This window comes from Arthrobacter sp. BL-252-APC-1A, from assembly GCF_009696625.1.
In the GTDB taxonomy this organism is placed as follows: domain Bacteria; phylum Actinomycetota; class Actinomycetes; order Actinomycetales; family Micrococcaceae; genus Arthrobacter_B.
This window is the reverse complement of the sequence record NZ_VULS01000003.1, coordinates 1-19,623: the sequence shown is the minus strand read 5'-3', so window position 1 is coordinate 19,623 and position 19,623 is coordinate 1. Positions and strand designations below refer to the sequence as shown.

Sequence of the window (19,623 nt, the reverse complement as noted above, 5' to 3'; positions counted from 1 at the left end):
CCGGCGTGGCTGCGGTGGGAGGAGAGGGCAGCGGGGTAGAGTATTGCTCCGTGGGATCCTTACGTCTTTGTTCACGTTCAGCGTGCCGGCAGGCCGCCGTCGCTACTTTGACGTACGTTTACGCCGATTCCACCGCCGTACTCGGCCCGCTGGCCACCTACGCCGAACCGCATTGTTACGATTTGTGCGAGCTGCACGCCCAGCGGCTTACCGCTCCCCGCGGATGGGAAGTCCTCCGCCTGGATCTCGGCACGCTTCCCCGCAGCCCCGGCCCCGATGAGCTCTCCGCCCTGGTGGACGCCGTGCGGGAAGCCGAGGAACAGGCCCCTGCCGAAGAACCCGCCCGGCGCAGCGGGAAACACGCCCTGGAACCACCCGCAGACCTGGCCGGCAGCCGCCGTTCCCACCTGCGCGTGCTGCGCGAAGAAGTCAGCGAACCCAGCTGACCTGCGGCTCACGGCTTCGCACGCTATAGGCTGGAGGAATCAGCCGGGGACGAACCGCGGCCTGACCCGTCAACCGTTTCGCAAGGAAGTGCCGTAGCCATGGCTAACCTGACCGCAGATCTTTTGGACACCCTGCGGTGCCCGCAGACCCACTCCCGCCTCTTGCAGGAGGGAAACGAACTCGTTTCCTCTGCTCCGGGCCCCGATGGCAAGCCGGTGCGCTACGCCATTGAGGAAGGCATTCCGGTGCTGCTGCCGGCTGCAGGGACCACGGCCGAGAACACACCGAACTGAGGATCCAAATCCAGTGAGCATCGACTTCAAAGTAGCTGACCTGTCCCTGGCCGAAGCCGGCCGCCACCAGATCCGCCTGGCTGAGCACGAGATGCCCGGGCTTATGGCACTGCGGCGGGAGTTCGGTCCCAGCCAGCCCCTCGCCGGTGCCCGCATTGCCGGTTCCCTGCACATGACGGTGCAGACCGCTGTTCTGATCGAGACGCTGACCGCGCTCGGCGCTGAGGTCCGGTGGGCTTCCTGCAACATTTTCTCCACACAGGACGAAGCCGCCGCCGCCGTTGTGGTGGGCTCAGGTACCCCTGAGGACCCGCAGGGTGTGCCCGTCTTCGCCTGGAAGAACGAAACCCTCGAGGAATACTGGTGGACTGCAGAGCAGATCCTCACCTGGCCCGAAGGCTCCGGCGGACCGAACATGATCCTGGACGACGGCGGAGACGCCACCCTGCTGCTGCACAAGGGCGTTGAATTTGAGGCTGCAGGTGCTGTCCCGGCAAACCCGGATGAAGACGACCCGGACTACGCCTACGAGTACACGGTCATCCTGGACACCCTTCGCCGGTCACTGGCCGAGGCGCCGGGGAAGTGGACCGAAATCGCCAAGGGCATCCGCGGCGTCACCGAGGAGACCACCACGGGCGTGCTCCGGCTCTACCAGCTTGCCGCAGACGGCCAGCTGCTCTTCCCCGCGATCAACGTGAACGACTCGGTCACCAAGTCCAAGTTCGACAACAAGTACGGCATCCGCCACTCGCTGCCCGACGGCCTGAATCGTGCCACGGACACACTGATTGGCGGCAAGGTCGCCGTCGTCTGCGGCTACGGTGACGTGGGCAAGGGCGCAGCCGAAGCTCTCCGCGGCCAGGGTGCACGGGTGATCGTCACGGAGATCGACCCGATCTGCGCGCTGCAGGCGGCGATGGACGGCTACCAGGTTGCCCGCCTGGAATCAGTGGTGGGCCAGGGAGACATCTTCATCACCACCACCGGGAACAAGGACATCATCATGGCCTCCCATATGGCACAGATGAAGCACCAGGCGATCGTCGGCAACGTTGGCCACTTCGACAACGAGATCGACATGGCAGGCCTTGCCCGTGTGCCGGGGATCCGCAAGGTTGAAATCAAGCCGCAGGTCCACGAATGGATCTTCGACGAAGGCAAGGACACCCAGCGCAGCATCATTGTGCTCTCCGAGGGCCGACTGCTGAACCTGGGCAACGCCACCGGCCACCCCTCCTTCGTTATGTCCAACTCCTTCGCGAACCAGACCATCGCGCAGATTGAGCTGTTCACCAAATACGGGCAGAACAAGGAAGACGGAACGCCGGAGTATGCCAACCAGGTGTACGTGCTGCCCAAGATCCTGGACGAGAAGGTTGCCCGCCTGCATCTGGGCGCACTCGGCGTCGAGCTGAGCGAACTGACCAAGAGCCAGGCCGAGTACCTCGGTGTGGACGTGGCCGGGCCGTATAAGCCGGACCACTACCGGTACTAAGACCGAAACAGCCGCGCCGTCTCCCTGCAGGGAGACGGCGCGGCTGTTTTGTTTAGGGGTTTGTCCTGCCGGGCCGGGGCTGGCGGCCGCCGGGCCTAGCCTTCATCGGTGAACGGCAGGCGGTGCAGCCGCTGTCCCAGCTGGTCGGTCCGCCGGTGCTGGGTGCTCAGGTGGACGTAGTCGCGTTCCCTCCGCTGGGAAACGACGGCGCGCAGATAGGTTTCTGGGAGGGTGCCGGCAGGAGGAGGCGGGGAAACAAAGGCAGAAACCTCGGTAGCCAGGGAAGCAGCCATTGAGGCGCGGGCCTGGGGAGCCATCCGTCCGGACTGGGCCAGGAAGCGCGAGACCCGGCGGGACAGCGGATCAGGCAGGCGTCCAATGTCTGCCAGGCCGGCCCACGGCTCCAGTTCGGCCGGCATTGAAACTGTTGGGGGAGGCAGAGCCTTCACCCGTTCCCGCATGGCATACGTTCCGGCCAGCATGTCACCCAGCCGCTTGGACTTCTCATTGAAGACGGCAACCACAAAAGCCAGCGAACCAGCCAGCATGTAGATTTCCAGCACGGCCAGGATTCCACGTGTGAAGGCCTGCCGGAACCGAATCGCGCCGCCGTCGTCCCGCACGATCCGCAGGCCCATGATCCACCTGCCCAGCGACTTGCCGCGGGTCAGCGTCTCCACGGTCACCGGGATCACCAGGATCAGGAGCACCACGGAAACCAGCAGCAGCGCCCGGCTCAGCGCCGGATCCAGTGCGCCCTCCAAGGCATTGCCGAGTACCAGGAAAAACAGCAGAAGCAGCACCAGGACCTGCGAAACGACGTCGATCAGGACGCTCAGCGCACGGGCCGCAAACGACGCAGGGCGCAGCTCCAGGACAACGGCCTCGCCAGTCACTACCGTGCTCATGCCTGTCCTGCTCCCGCTCCGGTACCACCCTGCATCTGTCCGGACCCACTTTACCCATGCGCACCGGACGACGCCGCGGCCGGCCAGGCACCCACCAGCAGCGGCCGCTCCGGTTAGGGTGGAAGCGTGGACTTGGATGCCTTCGCCGCCGTACACAGCCAGGACTGGAAGCGGCTTGATGAACTGATTGCCCGGCGCCGCCTCAGCGGAGCCGAAGCAGATGAGCTGCTTCAGCTCTATCAGCGTGCCTCCACACACCTGTCCGTGATCCGCTCCGTGGCGCCGGAAGGTGCGCTTTCTGCCGCCCTTTCAATGCGGTTGTCCCGGGCCAGGACAAGGTTCACCGGTGCCCGTTCGAACTTCTTCGAGGACCTGGCGGGGTTCTTCGTCTATTCACTTCCGGCTGCGTTCTACCGTGTCCGGATCATGACCGTGGTGGTTGGAGCCGTGTTCATCCTCGTCACGGTCCTGAGCGCGCTCTGGGTGGTGAATACCCCCGGAGTGCTGGCCGCCATGGGCACCGACGCCCAGCTGCGCCAGTACGTTGAATCCGACTTCGTCAGTTACTACTCCGAGAACCCCGCGGCGTCCTTTGCCGGCATGGTGTGGACCAACAACGCCTGGATTGCGCTTCAGGCGGTGGCCTTCGGCGTCACCGGCATCTGGGGACCCTACATCCTGTACCAAAACGCCGTAGGGGTGGGCACCGCCGCGGGCACCATGGCGTCCTTTGACCAGCTGGGTGTGTTCTTCACCTACATCCTTCCGCATGGCTTTATGGAGCTGACGGCCATCTTCATCGCTGCCGCCGCCGGCCTGCAGATCTTCTGGGCCATGATTGCCCCCGGGCCGCGCACCAGGATCTCGGCACTGGCCCAGGAGGGCCGGTCGCTGATGACGGTGGCCCTGGGCCTGGTGGTGGTCCTGTTCATCTCGGGACTCGTGGAGGGTTTCGTGACCCCCAGCGCACTGCCCGCCTGGCTGCGCATCAGCATCGGTGCACTGGTCCTTGCCGCGTACTGGGCGTACACGCTGATCCTGGGAAAACGCGCCTACCAGGCCGGCCACCGGGGCGACCTGCTGGCCCGGGATGCCGGCGAAGCCACCGTCCGGTCAGCCTAGGGCACCTGGCGAACAGAAAGCAGTTGGCAGGACTCGCCGGGTACTCCTTCGGCTCAGGGACCGGTGGCCGGTAGTGTCTATGAAGGACGAAACCGGACACACCCCCACCACACCCGGTGACTTCAAACAGGATTGGGATGAGAGACGAAGCAGTGGCAAGCCAGGACCATGACCCCACCACGGAAGGCGCCTCCACGGGCGAGACGCCGGACGGGCGCGGCACAGGCCCGTCCGACGCCAGCGAGACGATAGTCAGCGGCAGCCATGCCGCCGCCACGACCGGCGGCCCCCAGGATCCGGCCCAGCACGACGACTGGGATGCGGAGTTCGCAGGCCTGGCCGGCGCTGCCCCGGAAGATTCCAAAGCCGCGGCCGGTTCCGAAGCTCCGGACCAATCCAAAGCCGCGGCCGGTTCCGAAGCTCCGGCTGAAGAAGCGGCCGGAAAGCCGGTAGCCGGTGATTCGGAAGGTGCAGAAGGCCTAGCCGGCGGCATGGCCGCCACGGGCAAGGATATGGCCGACGCCGGTGCCCGCCGGCGGGCAGCTGAGCCCGAGCCACTTGCCGAGACCGGCACGGGTGAAGGAGCCACCGCAGCCAAACCCGGCCCCAAACGCGACGAAGTCCCCGGCGGACATCCGTCCCTTCCGCAGCGCAGCACCCTGCCCATGCGGGCGGCAAGCACCATGCCGGACCTCAACCGGTTCAAGGGCGAGGATAAGTCTGACGCCGTCGGGAGCACGCCGGAACCGGAAGCAGAACACACTCAGCCAGCCCCGCATCCCACAGAGGCAGCGGGAGGCCCGTGGTACGGTCCCGGCGACGCCGCTGAAGCTGCCGCGCCGAAAGCTCCTGCCGCGGACCCGGTTGCAGAGGATCCCGCCATTTCGACTGAGGAAGCTGCACGCCGCAGTGCCGAGCGGGAACGCGCTGCCACAGCCAAGCCGGTTTTGGGCAGGGTTATCCAGGTGGCTATCGCCGTCTTCTTCCCGGTCATGCTCCTTGCCGCAGCCATCCGTGCCGTCGCTACCCCGCTCTTCCTCTGGGTTGAGTACAACCGGCCCGGTTTCCCGGTGGACAGCTTCGGTTTCAGCTCCGAGGACCGCCTGACGTACGGCTCCTACGCCGTGGATTACCTGCTGAACTTCGCCTCACCGCGGTACCTGGGCGACCTTGTAACGCCCGACGGCGATCCGCTGTACCTCGCCAGCGAGGTCTCCCACATGGCCGACGTCAAGACCGTGCTGACCATCGCTTTTGTCACAGCGCTGGGCATGGCCCTGCTCAGCCTTGCAGGCGGGGTGTACCTGGCCCGTCGCTGCCCGGGCGGCATCCGCCGTGCGCTGTTTGCCGGCGCCGTCGCCACGCTGGCGCTCATCGCAGGACTGCTCGTGGCCGCTGTGCTGGCCTGGGAAGAGTTCTTCACCATGGTGCACACCATCTTCTTCTCGCAGGGCAACTGGACCTTCCGGCTCGATGACACGCTGATCCGGCTTTTCCCGGCACAGTTCTGGATGGACGCCGGAGGCGCCATTGCAGGCATTGTGCTGCTGGTGTGTGTGCTGGTCATGATCTTTACCTGGCCCACCAGGAAACGCCGGGAGCGTTCCCGCCTGGCGCGCGAAGAGGCCCGGCGCCGATACCTCGAGTCACTCGAGGGGATCTAGCCGGCGCAGCGCAAAACTGCCGAGTACCAGACACAAACAACCAGTACAAGACACAAAACAAGCAGGGCCTGTATTCGACCGAATACAGGCCCTGCCTGTTTTGGGCGGGGGTGCTACTTCGTGTAGAGCTTCTCCACCTCAGCGCTGAAATCGGCGATGACAGCCTGGCGCCGGAGCTTCAGGGTGGCCGTGACGTGTCCTCCTGCCAGGGAGAAGTCCTGCGGCAGGACGGTGAACCGGCGGATCTGTTCGGCGCGGGACACCGTCGCGTTGGCGGCATCAACGGCTTCCTGGACCTGGGCCAGGACCAGGGGGTGGTCCGCCGGCGGGGTCTTAGCCGGGTCGACGCCGTTTTCACGCGACCAGGCGGCCAGAGCCTCGTCGTCGAGGGTTACCAGGGCACCCACGAACGGGCGGCCTTCACCGACCACCACAACCTGGGAGACCAGCCGGTGTTCCCGGACTTTCTCCTCCAGCGGGCCGGGGGCAACGTTCTTGCCGCCCGCCGTGACCAGAAGGTCCTTCTTGCGGCCCGTGATGGTGAGGAACCCGTCGCCGTCGAGCTCCCCGATGTCCCCGGTGTGGAACCACTCACCGCTGAAAGCGGCAGCCGTGGCGTCGGGATTGCGGTGATAACCGCTGAAGACTCCGACACCGCTGACCAGGACTTCTCCGTCCTCCGCGATGCGGACTGCGTTGCCCGGCATCGGCAGGCCCACGGAACCCACACGGGTGAGGGGAATTGTGTTCACCGATGCCGGGGCGGTGGTTTCCGTCAGGCCGTAGCCTTCCAGGACGGCTATCCCGGCACCCCGGAAGAAGTGTGAGAGCTGGGGGCTCAGCGGACTGGCTCCGGAAATGGCAATGTCCATCTGTCCGCCGAAAGCGGCGCGGACCTTGGGATACAGGAGGCGGTCGAAGGCAGTGTGGCGCAGCCTCAGGGCCAGGGACGGGCCGCGGCCGCCGCGCGCTTCACTGTCCAGTGCGCGCGAGTACGCAACGGCAGTGGCAGCGGCAGACTCAAACAGCTTGCCCTTTCCTGCGGACTGGGCCTTCTCTTCGGCTCCGGCATAGATTTTCTCGAAGACCCGCGGCACCGCGAGCAGGAACGTCGGCCGGAAGGTACGCATATCCTCGGCCAGGGCAGCGGCTCCGGAGCTGTGGCCCACCGTCACTCCGGCGGCGAGGCAGCCAACCTGCACTGCGCGGGCCAGGACATGGGCCAGGGGCAGGAACATGAGTGTCCGGGCACCCGGGCGTTTCAGCATTTCCGGCAGCAGCTCAATGACATTGACGGCGAACAGGGCGAAGTTGCCATGGGTGATGCCGCATCCCTTGGGCCTGCCAGTGGTCCCGGAGGTGTAGACCAGGGACGCGGTGTCGCTCAGGCGCCGGGAGGAACGGACCGCTTCGAGTTCCGCATCCGTTACTCCGGTACCGGAGGCCGCCAGAGCCGAAAGCGAATCGGTGCTGTTTCCGCCCGTGAGCATCCAGACCTGCACCGACCGTTCCGCAGCAGCAGCACCGGCCGCAACAACGGCGGCCTTGTTGCCGTCACCGGCGAAGACGATCCGCGCGCCGGAGTCGGACAGGATCCACTGGACCTGGCTGGGGGAGGACGTCTCGTAAATGGGAACCGTCACGGCACCGGCGAACCAGATGGCCAGATCCACAACGGTCCATTCGTACCGGGTTCCGGACATCACCGCCACGGCGTCGCCGGGACGGACACCCTGGGCGATCAGCCCTTTGGCGGTCTCGGTGACCTGCGCCAGAAAGTCGGCAGCGCGTACGTCTTCCCACCCGGCACCGTTCTTCCTGGCATACAGCGCCAGATCCGGGGTCCGGGCAGCAGTAGCCAGAAGCAGATCGGTGATATTGGAGTCTTCCGGGAGTTCCACGAATAATCCGGTGGAGGATTCGCGCACGGGACCTCCCTTTCTGTGCGAGCACATTGCGTTGAGACCTAGATCCAGCTCGGCATCCAGATGCGGAGCCGCCAATCAGGATAGGGGATGATCTCCGCCGTCCAGACTGGATAGAAGAAAGCCGAGACAAGAACCACAGCCAGCAGGAACAGTGCTGTGATAAGTGCCCCGCGACGCCTCCGCAGCGGTGGATCAGCTGCCCGGCCCAGAACGAGGCCCAGGGTGAAAGTCAGCGCCAGGACCAGGAACGGCAGGAAAGAGACGGCATAGAAGTAGAACATGGTCCGGTCCGGAAAAGCGAACCAGGGGAGGTAGCCGGCAGCAATTCCGGACAGTACCGCGCCGGCACGCCAGTCCCGGCGGCCCAGCCAGTAGGCCAGCAGGACACCCAGGCAGAGCAGAGCAGTCCACCAGATCAGGGGGTTGCCCACAGACGTGATGGCGGAGGTGCAGGTGTCCGCGCCGCAGACGGCGCCGTCCGGACTCTCATAGAAGAAGGACGTAGGGCGGCCCAGGAACAGCCAGGTCCAGGCACTGGCCTCATAGTTGTGTTCCGAGCTCAGCGAATTGTGGAAGCTGTAGGCGCTGCGGTGGTATTCGGCCAGTGACCGGAGGGGATCCGGGACCCAGCCCAGCGCCCCTGACGGGTTGGATTCCGCCCATTGCCTCCCGTAGCCCCCGCTGGAGACAAGCCAGCCGGTCCAGGTGGCCACATAAGTGCATGCTGCCAGCGGAATGAGGGTGAAGAAGGCAGGGACGCCGTCCTTGAGCAGCCCTGCGGGCCAGTTCCGGATTCCCGCGGTCCGCCGCGCGCTGACGTCCCAGAGCACAGTCATCAGGCCGAAGACGGCCACAAAGGCCAGTGCCGACCATTTGGTGCCGACTGCAAGCCCCAGGCAAACTGCCGCAACGAGCCGCCAGGGCCGCCAAAGCAGCCATGGGCCGGTCCGCAGCACCGCTGCATCGGGGATGCTGCCCGGGGGCCGGGCCAGCTTCCGCGCCAGTCTGCGTCTGCCGTCGTCGCGGTCCAGCAGCAGGGCACCGAAGGCAGCCAGCAGCCAGAACGTCAGGAAGATATCCAGCAGGGAGGTGCGGGAGAGGACAAGATGGTGACCGTCGACGGCGAGCAGCAGCCCGGCCACTCCGCCAAGCAGCGGCGACTTAAACAACCGGTAGGCGATCAGCGCCAGCAGGAGGACTGTCAGGGTGCCGGTCAGGGCCGCTGAAAACCGCCAGCCGAAGCTTGAATCGCTGCCAAACAGGGCCATGCCGAAGGCGATCATCCATTTGCCCACCGGAGGATGCACTACATATTCGGGGCCTTCCAGCAGCACGTCCTGCCGGCCGGAGGTGAAGGATTCGTTGGCGCCGTCGGGCCAGGCCCGTTCATAGCCGGAGACCAGATAGGAATAGGCGTCCTTGACGTAATAGGTTTCGTCGAAGACCAGGGTGCCCGGTTCATCCAGCCGGACAAAGCGCAGGACGCCGGCCAGCAGGGCCGCACCGAGTGCCGCGCCCCAGGCCCAGTAGCGCGACGGAAGTGCGGCACCCAGGAGCCGCTCACGAAGGGACTGTTCGGTGAAAGCCTGTGCCGGTGCCTGAACCCGGGCTGCCCTCTCGGGGGCCGGGGCAGAAGGCAGGGACACGGTCACGCGCTCAACTCTATAGCCTGTCGCGTAGGGTTGAAGGGTGAACTTCAGCAATAACGACTCCCCGGAACCCACCAGTGCTGACCGCGCGGACTCGGAGCGGGGGACCGGAGCAGGGCAGATCGTTCTGGCGGCGACGCCCATCGGGAACATGGGCGACGCGACGGTCCGCCTGATTGACCTGCTGCAGCACGCCGATGTCATTGCTGCCGAAGACACCCGGCGGCTGCACCGCCTGGTCAGTGCGCTGAAGATCAGCACCACCGGCCGGATCATGAGCTACCACGAACACAACGAACAGTCCCGCACCCCGGAACTGCTGGAACTGGTGCGCGGCGGAGCCACCCTGCTGATGGTCACCGATGCCGGCATGCCTTCGGTCTCGGACCCCGGGTACCGGCTGGTTGAGGCGGCAGCCGCAGAGGGCATCGCCGTGACGGCAGCGCCCGGACCCTCGGCCGTCCTGACGGCCCTGGCCCTTTCCGGCCTGCCAACGGACCGTTTCTGCTTTGAGGGGTTCCTTCCCCGCAAGTCCGGCGAACGGGCATCACGGCTGTCTGAGCTGGCGGGGGAACAGCGCACGATGGTCTTCTTCGAAGCCCCGCACCGGCTTGAAGCGATGCTCCGTGCATTGGACACGGCGTTCGGAGGGGACCGGCCAGCCGCCGTCGCCCGTGAACTCACCAAGCTGCATGAACAGGTGCTGCGTGCGCCGCTGCGCGAGCTGCTGGAATGGGCTGAGGCAAGTGAAGTGCGCGGCGAGATTGCCGTGGTGGTCGGAGGTGCCGGCGAAGCGGCTCCGGAGGCTCCGGAAGACCACGTTGGCGCTGTCAACGAGCTGATCGCGCAGGGCTCCCGCCTGAAGGACGCCGTAGCAACAGTGGCCAGTGACGCCCGCATCAGCAAGCGGGAGCTTTACGCTGCAGTCCTCGCGGCCCGCGGCAGCAAGTAGCTTTCGCGGGCCCTGGCCAAGTGCACAGGGGATGGTGCATGTCATTGTGCAGCGGTGCATTTACACTGGTCGGCGCTGCCTTTACGGTGAATTCAGCACCGGGCTGATTGTGATCCGGAAAACCCGCACACTTTGGAGGCACACCCATGGCTGTTAGCGCTGAACGCGAAGCCGAACTGCTGGCGCAGGTTCCCACCGGACTGCTGATCGACGGAGAGTGGCGCGAGGCCGCCGGCGGCAAGACCTTCGAAGTCGAGGATCCGGCAACAGGCAAGGTCCTGCTGAGCATCGCCGACGCGAGCACAGAAGACGGCGCCGCTGCCATGGACGCAGCCGCCGCAGCCCAGGAGTCCTGGGCAGCCACCCCGCCGCGTGTCCGCGGCGAAATCCTGCGCCGTGCGTTCGAGCTTGTCACCGCCCGTGCGGAGGACTTCGCACTGCTGATGACGCTGGAAATGGGCAAGCCACTGGCCGAAGCCCGCGGCGAAGTGGCCTACGGTGCCGAGTTCCTGCGCTGGTTCTCGGAAGAAGCTGTCCGCGTAACCGGCCGCTACGGAACTGCTCCGGACGGCAAATCCCGCATCATGGTCACCAAGAAGCCGGTTGGTCCCTGCCTGCTGATCACGCCGTGGAACTTCCCGCTGGCCATGGCCACCCGCAAGATCGCTCCCGCGGTCGCCGCAGGCTGCACCATGGTGCTCAAGCCGGCGAAGCTCACTCCGCTGACCTCGCAGCTGTTCGCAGCCGTCATGATGGAAGCCGGCCTCCCCGCGGGCGTCCTGAACGTCGTCTCGACCACGAAGGCAGGCGAAGTCACAGGTCCGATCATGCAGGATGACCGACTGCGCAAGGTTTCCTTCACCGGTTCCACACCCGTGGGCCAGGGCCTCATCCGGGACGCCGCAGACAAGGTCCTGCGTACTTCCATGGAACTGGGCGGCAACGCCCCCTTCCTCGTCTTCGAAGATGCGGACATCGACAAGGCCGTTGAGGGCGCCATGGCCGCGAAACTGCGCAACATGGGCGAGGCCTGCACGGCTGCGAACCGCTTCATTGTCCACGAGGACATTGCGGACGAGTTCTCCGAGAAGTTCGCTGCCAAGGTCAGCGCCATGACCACCGCACGCGGCACCGAAGACGAATCCAAGATCGGCCCGCTGATCGATGCCAAGTCCCGTGACAAGGTGCACTCCCTCGTCGAAGACGCGATCGACGCCGGTGCCACCGCCGTTGTTGGCGGCTCACCGGTGGATGGTCCGGGCTACTTCTACGCTCCCACCGTGTTGAAGAACGTTCCCGCAGGCGCCCGGATCCTGAAGGAAGAGATCTTCGGCCCCGTGGCTCCCGTAATTACCTTCTCCACCGAAGCGGAGGCCGTGAAACTGGCCAACGCCTCTGAATACGGTCTGATCGCCTACGTCTTCACCGAAGACCTGAACCGCGGCCTGCGGATCGGCGAAAAGCTCGAGACTGGCATGCTGGGCCTGAACGCCGGCGTCGTTTCCAACGCGGCCGCTCCGTTCGGCGGCGTCAAGCAGTCCGGCCTGGGCCGTGAAGGCGGCGACGAAGGCATCGAAGAGTACCTGTACACGCAGTACATTGGCATCGCTGACCCCACAGCGTAACTGCATAGCTGACAGCGGGTCCCGTCCGGGGAGCACAGTCTCCCTGCACGGGACCCGCTGGCTTAAGCTGCCGGTGATGCGGCGTCGGACTGCCTCCGCGAAGAGGGCAGGAATGAAGCCGGGAAAAACCGGGCACGCAGCCGGACTCCGGTGGACACAGAGGATCGCAGGGCGCGGTGGAGCGTGTCCACGTCCGCCCAGTCTGCGGGGTTCCGGCCAGGACCATTCCGATCAGGGGAGGCAGGGCCGGCGTACGCTTCGGTCTCATAAGCGGCCCGCAGACGGGCCAGCGCAGCCGCAGCGGGCGGCGGGAAGGCAGCCTGGACGGCAAGGCGGTCTGAGTAGGAGCGGGGGCTGTCAGCCGTACGGGCACGGTAACCAAAGTCCTGGGCCAGATCAGTGACCTCCGCCCACGCCGGTGCCGCGCTGCCTGAACGGGTACTCTCCAGCCGCCGCAGGGAGCTCCGGCGGCGCCGTACCGCCCACGGCGCCAGCACAGCCGCTGCGGCCACCAGCACACCGATTCCGACGCCGGCCCACGGTGCCCCGGCGGTCTCTTCCGGGTTCAGCGCCTCGGTTTGCGAACCCGGTGCGGGTGAAGCCGCCGGCGGCACAGCGGGCAGGGGATTCTGCAGTTCACGCGGATCGGCGTCGGCCTGTGCCGCGGAGGCGGCGTTCTGCCGCCGTTGGACGGCGTAGGCCGGCACCACGCCGCGGGACGGGGTGGGTTCGAACCGGACCCAGCCCACGCCTTCGAAATAGAGCTCGGGCCAGGCATGCGCGTCCCGCGCATCCACCGCGAACTCGTTGAGTTCTGTGCCGTCTTCCGACTCGATAGTCTCGCCCGTTGCCCGGCCGGGCGCGTAGCCCAGCCCCATACGGCTGGGGATCCCTACCTCGCGGGCCATCACAGCCATGGCCGACGCGAAGTGGATGCAGTACCCCGAGCGCTGTTCAAGGAACCTCGCCAGGACGTCGATGCCATTGCCGTCGTAGCCGCCCTCGACCGGGGCCTCGAGGGAGTAGTCAAACTGGGCGCCGCGCAGATAGGACTGCAGGGCCAGTGCCTGGGCGTAGGGGGTCTCGGCGCCGGCGACAGCCTCCTGCGCAGTGTCACGGATGATCTGGGGCAGGTTGTCCGGCAGGCTGGTAAACATCGGTTCCACGGAGTCCGGGGACGCAGCAGGCAGTCGGGAGAGAGTCTCGCTGGTCACAACCGGGGTCTCACTGAGCACCCGGTAGCCGGCCCGCGGCTCGGAGCTGCCGCTGGCGGACAGGATGGTCATTGTTGCCGGGTCCCATGTCCAGGATCCGCTGAGCTCCGAGACCTCCGAGGGTGCATATGGAGCCAGCAGCCAGGGACTGGCATAACTAGGGGAGCTGACCACAGTGGTGACGGTATCCGTGGGGATAGCCGAATCCAGTGCTTCCGGCGGCTCCATCCCGGAGATCCCGGAGCGCCGTTCCTGATTGCGGGGGTCCGGCGCCCAGCGGCTGCCGGAAAAGTCCTCGAGCGTGGTTGAGCGGAGGTACACCGGGCGCGTGGAATCGGTCGCGTAGGTGATCCGGCCCGTGGCCGTGGGCTGACGCAGGTCATTTCCAAGCGTGACCACCGGGTTCAGGCCCGTGGAACCGCTGAAGATGGTGAAGCGGGCGCCCTGGGGGAATGCGCCGGTGGTAAAACCCGGGATTGCCAGAGAAACCAGCAGTGCGGCCACCAGCGCTGCGGCCCCGATCCCGGCTGCTCCGGCGGCTTGGGGACCCGTGGGCCGGGCAACGCTGGTTTCGGCTGAGCGGTCCCTCCGGTCCTGCCAGGTTCCCGCTGCCAGGACGAGCAGGTACCCGGCTGCTGCGGCCGTGAAACCCGCGACCCCCACACTCTGCGGCTTGATTACAGCCGGGACCAGCAGGAGGGTGAAAAGCCCCAGGCCGCTGGCAGCCGGCATGCGCAGTGTGACCGCCAGGGTATCTACCAGTACGGCGACGAGACCGACGGCGAGGCAGGCGATAAACACGACCCCCGCATCCGGGACTACGGGGATGACCTGAGTGATTACGGTGGTCTGGGCACCCGCAAGCAGCTCGCCGCCACGGGCCAGGGTCCCGCCGGTGGGAATGACGCCGAGAAAACTTTCGTCCGCCGCGAACATCAGGGTCAGTGCCATGGCCAGCGCAGCCAGCCCGGCCGCGGGAACAAGCGCAGTCGGGAACCGAAGCCACCTGGCCAGGGCGGCACCTCCGGCCACAGCACCCACCGCCATGCCCAGCGGCCAGATCCAGGCGGAGCCTTCGACGACGCCGTGGATACTCATGGCACAGAGCATTACGGCCGCTGCGGACACGGCGCCAAACAGCCATTGGGAGTTGCCGGTGCGGCGAGTCCTTATTGGCGGGCCGGCCCGGGGCGGACGCGGCGGGGCAAGTGTTGCGGTCATGGGCGGTGTCCCGGGTTCGCCAGGGAAGCGGCATGCTCGGCAGCCCCTGCCCACGCTGCCGCGACTGCTTGTGACGGGGATGCGGCAACGGCAGTCCAGCCGGCGGAACGCAGAACCGCCAGCTGAGCCGAGAGAGAGGCTGGGCGTTCAGTTACGACGAGGGCGAGGGCGGAAGGCACATAATCGGCCATCGGCGCCAGGCGTGCGGCATCTTCTTCGGTGAGCGCGCCGGTGATCACTGCCAGGGGTCCCCGGTGCCGGCCATCCTGCAGCGCCTGCAGCAAGCTGTCACCGAACGGTCCCCGTTCAGCCTGGGCCGCCGCAGACGGAGTCCGCTCCGGATACGGATGCGCTCCCGCCGGGGGAGCGCTTCCGGACCGTCGCCACGGCCTGGAACGCAGGGGCAGCGGCCCGCCCGCGCCGGAGGACGCGGCTGCCTCCAAACCCAGTGCAGCCAAGCCCTCACCAAGGTCCGCCACGGCAGCGGTTCCGCTGAAGAGATCAACGTCAGGCAGCACTGCGGAGGGCGAACGCTGCAGGCCGGGGCGGGCAAGGGCATCCAGGATCCGGACTTCGAATCCGTGCTCAAGCAGGTGCGCTCCCACCGACATCAGCGCCGAGACTGCCCATTCGAATGCCTCGGAACTGGCCGGCGCGGAGTCGTCTGCGCTCTCTGCCCAGAGCGAGGAAAGGAATCCCTGCTCGTAACTGGATTCGCGCTGGTCCAGTACCAGGGTCGCCCGGGGAGCGGCCACGGTTTCCTCCTGCCGGACCATCAGCTCCCCGTGCCTGGCCGTGGCTGACCAGTGCACCCTGCGCATAGGGTCCCCGTGCCGGTACTCCCGCGTGGTGACGTCATCCTGGCTCGGGTTTCCCTGCACGCGGGTGGGGACAGAGCCGTCGCTTCCCCGCAGCCCTTCCAGTACGGCCGGCGGCAGGTCCAGGGGAGCCGGCGTCACGACCAGTTCGGCTGTGCCGCCGATTGTATGCCGGGCCACGGCCAGGCCAAACGGGTCCGGGAAGCCTGCGCTGACCGGACCGATGCGGTACAGGCCCCGGCGGGTGGAACGCAGCCGGTATGAATACCGGCTGGCCCGCGAACTGTCAGTCTGGGCCGCGGGATAGTGGAACTCGGGACTGGCCCCAAAGCGTGCCGGGAGTTCCTCCTTCATCCGTGCGGTGCCTGCGAACGGCCGAACCGGCTGCACAGCCAGCGTGATGCCCACTGCGGTTCCAGCCTCGGCAGTTGAGGGGCTGAAGGTCCGCTGTACGGTGAACTGCGGCTTCAGCAGCCGCAGCGCCAGGACGGATACCAGCGGCACCAGGATCAGGAAAACGCCCAGCAGCAGCAGGTCCCTGCGGCCCAGGATTTGGGCTCCGAGCAGCGCTGCCACGCCTGCGGCCACCAACCCCCAGCCGCGGGTGGTCAGCGCAGGCCTGCTCACCTTGAACTGTGCCGGCTTCCGCATGGGCTACGTCCGCGCCAGGCCGGGCCGTGCTGCCGGTGGCCTGGGCACCGGGACCTTGGCAAGAATGGCCGAAAGCAGGGAAGCAGGAGTCTCGCCGGAGCTGAGTGCCTTTCGCTCCAGGATCAGCCGGTGCGGCAGAACCGATCCGGCGAGCCTCGCGACGTCGTCGGGCAGGACAAAATCCCGTCCCTCCAGCGCTGCACGGGCCTTGGAAGCCCGTAGCAGCTGCAGCAGCGCGCGGGGACTGGCTCCGAGGCGGACCTGGGGGTGTTCCCGGGTCGCTGCTCCGATGGCAACCGTGTACTCCTTGACGGCACCTGAGACGTACACATCCCGGACACGGGCGGTCATCGCGGCGATGTCCCGCACTGAGACCACTGGAACAATCGAATCAAGCGGGGAGACCGACTGGTGTGTTTCCAGCATTTCGATTTCCGAGACCGTATCCGGATAGCCAAGGGAAATGCGTGCCATGAACCGGTCCCGCTGTGCCTCCGGCAGGGCGTACGTGCCCTCCATCTCCAGCGGATTCTGTGTGGCAACCACCATAAAAGGCTCTGCCAGGCGGTAAGTGCCGCCGTCGACCGTCACCTGTCGTTCCTCCATGCATTCCAGGAGGGCGGACTGCGTCTTCGCTGACGCCCGGTTGATCTCATCCCCGATCACGATGTTGGCGAAGACCGGACCCTGGCGGAACTCGAACCGGTGGGCATCCTGGTTGTAGATCGACACCCCAGTCACGTCCGAGGGCAGCAGGTCAGGAGTGAACTGGATGCGTGTCACGGAACAGTCCACTGCCCGGGCCAGTGTCTTGGCGAGCATGGTCTTCCCGACGCCCGGAACATCTTCAAGCAGCACATGGCCCTCAGCCAGCAGCACCGTCAGTACCAGGCGGGCAGCTTCATCCTTGCCGTCTATGACCGTGTTGATCGCGTTCAGGATGCGGGCGCTGGAAGCCAGGAACGTATCCGCTTCCTCTGCCGGTCCTCCGGCGAAAGGGGCTCCGGCCCCCGGAGCATCGAATCCGGTGGTGGCAGCGGATGTATTGCGAGTGTCCATGGATACCTTCCAAGCCTCGGCACAGTCAGCCCGGGGCAGGAGCAGGCCCGGCTGGTGGTTAGTACGTACAGGGTACAAGCTCACTTAGGCTTAAAGACATGAGTATTGACAGCGTCTATGTTCCGGGGGAAATACCGCAGACCTACCTTGCGCAGGGACACACCCAGCGGGAGGATTCCCCCGGCACGAAGAAATCCTGGGCTCCGGCGCCCGAACCGCTGCCCGTACCGGTGATGGACAACCACACGCACCTGGACTTTGGGGTCCCGGGTGCCGGCACTGCCGCGGCAGCGCTCGACGCCGCCCAGGCAGCGGGCGTCCGCGGCGCCGTCCAGGTGGGTACGGACCTTGAATCCTCCCGGGAAGCGGTCCGGCTCGCGGAAGAGGAGCCACGCCTCCTGGCCGCCGTTGCAATCCATCCCAACGACGCACCGGAACTGGCAGCTGCCGGAACCCTGGATTCAGCGCTTGAGGAGATCGGGGCGCTCGCTGCCCGGCCGCGGGTACGTGCCGTGGGGGAGACCGGACTGGACTATTTCCGCACCGGCCCGGAGGGCATGGACGCGCAGCAGTACTCCTTCCGCCGGCACATCGGGATTGCCCGCCGGGCGGGCGTGGCGGTGCAGATTCACGACCGCGACGCGCACGATGACGTGGTCCGGATCCTGAAGGAGGAACCCCTGCCGCCCGCGGTGGTCTTCCACTGCTTCTCCGGCGACGCTGGCCTGGCCCGGATCTGCAACGAAAACGGCTGGTACATGTCCTTCGCCGGAACGGTGACCTTCCGCAACGCCCAGGGGATCAGGGACGCCCTGGCGATCGCAGATCCGTCCCTGATCCTGGTGGAGACCGACGCGCCCTTCCTGACCCCGCACCCCTTCCGGGGACGTAACAATGCCAGCTACATGATCCCCTACACGGTGCGCGCCATGGCAGAAATCCGGAACGCCGACCTGGCGGAGATCTGCACCTCGATTGCCGCGAACACGTCTGCCGTCTACGGGTCCTGGGACTAAGTGTCAATACCGCCCGCCGAACCGGAGTTTGCCCGCAGATCACGGTTCGGTTACGGTAGGGACCTATTAGCCGGGGTCGGGGAAGGCATCCGGACTGATAACCACCGCCTTAGCGAACCATGCCCTGCTCCGGCAGCCGGCGAACCACGAAGGCGATGGTCCCTGCCTGCGCGCGCCGGCACTCCGTGAGACCCGGAGCCCTGTCCTGGTGTGCGCCCAAGTCCCCGTGCCCGGAAGCTCGAAAAGTCTGGAATTGGCGTGGCAACTGCAATCGTGAGGCGCGGGCTGAAGCTCGGAGGCCAGGCGGCCGTAATGGTGGCCCTTATCCTGGGACTCGTGGCCTTTGTTGGCACCAACAAGTCCGTCGTCCTGAACGTGGACGGCGAAACCAGTGACATCATTACCTTCGGCGGCACCGTTGAGGATGTACTGGCAAAGGCCGACATCCAGCTCGCGGCAGCAGACCGCGTTGTTCCCGCGGCCTCCACCGAGGTGCAGGACGGCACCACAATTGAAGTGACCACTGCCAAGACCGTTGACGTCAACGTAGACGGCACCGGGCATACCATCCAGACCACCGGTGCCACGGTGGCGGACCTGATCTCCGAACTCCGGGTCTCCGCGAAGTCCTCCGTGTCCGCGTCATTGGACACCTCCCTGCTTTCACTTCAGGGCCTTTCCATCTCCACCCCCAAGACAGTCACCCTGCTGGCTGACGGTCAGACCCGCCAGCTGGAGACCACCGCCGGCACCGTCGGGGAAGTCCTGGCTGAAGCCGGCATCGCTGTCGGCTCCTCCGACCGGCTGTCCGTCCCCGCCCGGGCAGACGTGGCGGACGGTATGACGCTGAAGGTCACCCGCGTGGTTTCCGGCACCGAGGACACCGTTACCGAACCTGTGCCCTTCGAAACCCGCAGCGTTGAGGACGCGGAACTCTTCGAAGGCGAAAAGAAGGTCACCGAAGCCGGAGCTGCCGGCGAACGCATCCTGGTCTTTGACACAGTGGTCGTCGACGGTCGCGAGGTCAGCCGGGTACTGGTCCGGGAAGACGTCACGCGGGAGCCCGTAACCGAGACAGTCGCCGTGGGAACCAAGAAGCGCCCCGCACCTGCCCCGGCGGCAGCGCCCGGAGGCACTGCGCCTGCCGGCGGTGCCTGGGCCGCACTGGCCCAGTGCGAGTCCGGCGGAAACTGGCACATCAACTCCGGCAACGGCTACTACGGCGGCCTGCAGTTCAGCACGCAGAGCTGGCTCGGCGCAGGCGGCGGGGCTTACGCCCCGGTGGCCAGCGACGCCACTCCGGAGCAGCAGATCGCCGTCGCGGAGAACCTGCGGGCGAACGGCGGCTGGGGCCACTGGCCTTCCTGCGCACGCAAGCTCGGGCTGCTCTAGCCCTCACTGCACTGCAAACACGGAAAAAGCCGGCCCTTGTGAACTGCTCCCCGAAAGTTGGACTGGCCAAATAAGATCCTAGGCCGCGAGGGCCTGAGCACGGTATTGCACCGGGCTCAGGCCCTCGAGCTTTGTCGAGATGCGTTCATTGTTGTACCAGCCGATG

General features: G+C 66.3%; 16 protein-coding genes. 9 read left to right on the top strand and 7 right to left on the bottom strand.

From position 1 onward, the window contains the following. Nucleotides 1-50: 50 nt before the first annotated feature. The 3 genes from FYJ28_RS05310 to ahcY all read left to right on the top strand — a co-directional run bounded on the left by FYJ28_RS05310 (nt 51) and on the right by ahcY (nt 2,238). Nucleotides 51-446 carry a DUF3499 domain-containing protein gene (locus FYJ28_RS05310; protein ID WP_055241964.1) on the top strand — a complete coding sequence of 132 codons (396 nt, stop codon included), beginning with the start codon at nt 51-53 and terminating at the stop codon, nt 444-446. A 99-nt stretch (nt 447-545) separates the two neighbouring features. Continuing rightward, a complete protein-coding gene (locus FYJ28_RS05305; RefSeq protein WP_055240256.1) occupies nt 546-740 on the top strand; it encodes a Trm112 family protein in 195 nt (64 codons plus the stop codon). A 13-nt stretch (nt 741-753) separates the two neighbouring features. Further along, a complete protein-coding gene (gene ahcY / locus FYJ28_RS05300; protein ID WP_055240257.1) occupies nt 754-2,238 on the top strand; it encodes an adenosylhomocysteinase in 1,485 nt (494 codons plus the stop codon). Nucleotides 2,239-2,333: 95 nt separating this feature from the next. Here the strand turns inward: ahcY and FYJ28_RS05295 are convergent, their stop codons facing one another. Further along, nucleotides 2,334-3,146: an RDD family protein gene (locus FYJ28_RS05295; protein ID WP_154578553.1), complete on the bottom strand. Its 813-nt coding sequence runs from the start codon at nt 3,144-3,146 to the stop codon at nt 2,334-2,336. A 126-nt stretch (nt 3,147-3,272) separates the two neighbouring features. Here FYJ28_RS05295 and FYJ28_RS05290 point away from each other — a divergent pair, with 126 nt between their 5' ends. Together FYJ28_RS05290 and FYJ28_RS05285 are read left to right on the top strand one after the other, a co-directional pair. Next, complete coding sequence (locus tag FYJ28_RS05290) at nt 3,273-4,268, top strand: stage II sporulation protein M (RefSeq protein ID WP_326831531.1); 996 nt, start codon at nt 3,273-3,275, stop codon at nt 4,266-4,268. 137 nt (nt 4,269-4,405) lie between these two features. Further along, complete coding sequence (locus FYJ28_RS05285; protein ID WP_229780283.1) at nt 4,406-5,932, top strand: DUF1461 domain-containing protein; 1,527 nt, start codon at nt 4,406-4,408, stop codon at nt 5,930-5,932. Between the two features lie 113 nt (nt 5,933-6,045). On the opposite strand, the gene FYJ28_RS05280 is transcribed toward FYJ28_RS05285, so the two are convergent. Both FYJ28_RS05280 and FYJ28_RS05275 read right to left on the bottom strand, forming a co-directional pair. Continuing rightward, entirely contained in the window at nt 6,046-7,860 is a 1,815-nt protein-coding gene (locus FYJ28_RS05280; RefSeq protein ID WP_326831530.1) for an AMP-dependent synthetase/ligase, read from the bottom strand. A gap of 38 nt (nt 7,861-7,898) precedes the next feature. Then, complete coding sequence (locus FYJ28_RS05275; RefSeq protein WP_326831529.1) at nt 7,899-9,512, bottom strand: dolichyl-phosphate-mannose--protein mannosyltransferase; 1,614 nt, start codon at nt 9,510-9,512, stop codon at nt 7,899-7,901. Nucleotides 9,513-9,630: 118 nt separating this feature from the next. Between FYJ28_RS05275 and rsmI the strand changes: the two genes are divergently transcribed. Together rsmI and FYJ28_RS05265 are read left to right on the top strand one after the other, a co-directional pair. Further along, nucleotides 9,631-10,461 (top strand): 16S rRNA (cytidine(1402)-2'-O)-methyltransferase, encoded by an 831-nt coding sequence (gene rsmI / locus FYJ28_RS05270; protein WP_055241966.1) that lies wholly within the window; start codon nt 9,631-9,633, stop codon nt 10,459-10,461. Between the two features lie 146 nt (nt 10,462-10,607). Beyond that, nucleotides 10,608-12,086, top strand: a complete 1,479-nt coding sequence (locus FYJ28_RS05265) for an NAD-dependent succinate-semialdehyde dehydrogenase (protein ID WP_055240263.1) — start codon at nt 10,608-10,610, stop codon at nt 12,084-12,086. A gap of 62 nt (nt 12,087-12,148) precedes the next feature. Here the strand turns inward: FYJ28_RS05265 and FYJ28_RS05260 are convergent, their stop codons facing one another. From FYJ28_RS05260 to FYJ28_RS05250, 3 genes are read right to left on the bottom strand one after another with little or no spacing between them, the layout of a single operon-like run. Beyond that, entirely contained in the window at nt 12,149-14,521 is a 2,373-nt protein-coding gene (locus FYJ28_RS05260) for a transglutaminase family protein (RefSeq protein WP_154578550.1), read from the bottom strand. Further along, complete coding sequence (locus tag FYJ28_RS05255) at nt 14,518-15,990, bottom strand: DUF58 domain-containing protein (protein WP_154578549.1); 1,473 nt, start codon at nt 15,988-15,990, stop codon at nt 14,518-14,520. The genes FYJ28_RS05260 and FYJ28_RS05255 overlap by 4 nt, the downstream gene beginning before the upstream one ends. Nucleotides 15,991-15,993: 3 nt before the next feature. Beyond that, on the bottom strand, nt 15,994-17,049 hold the full coding sequence (locus FYJ28_RS05250) for an AAA family ATPase (RefSeq protein ID WP_055240266.1): 1,056 nt from the start codon (nt 17,047-17,049) through the stop codon (nt 15,994-15,996). A 98-nt stretch (nt 17,050-17,147) separates the two neighbouring features. Here FYJ28_RS05250 and FYJ28_RS05245 point away from each other — a divergent pair, with 98 nt between their 5' ends. Both FYJ28_RS05245 and FYJ28_RS05240 read left to right on the top strand, forming a co-directional pair. Further along, nucleotides 17,148-18,065, top strand: coding sequence for a TatD family hydrolase (locus tag FYJ28_RS05245; RefSeq protein WP_082413408.1), 918 nt, complete (start codon nt 17,148-17,150; stop codon nt 18,063-18,065). A gap of 258 nt (nt 18,066-18,323) precedes the next feature. Next, nucleotides 18,324-19,457 (top strand): ubiquitin-like domain-containing protein, encoded by a 1,134-nt coding sequence (locus FYJ28_RS05240; RefSeq protein ID WP_326831528.1) that lies wholly within the window; start codon nt 18,324-18,326, stop codon nt 19,455-19,457. A 78-nt stretch (nt 19,458-19,535) separates the two neighbouring features. On the opposite strand, the gene FYJ28_RS05235 is transcribed toward FYJ28_RS05240, so the two are convergent. Continuing rightward, nucleotides 19,536-19,623, bottom strand: an 88-nt coding sequence (locus FYJ28_RS05235) for an IS3 family transposase (protein ID WP_154578246.1), incomplete at its 5' end; no start/stop codon positions are given.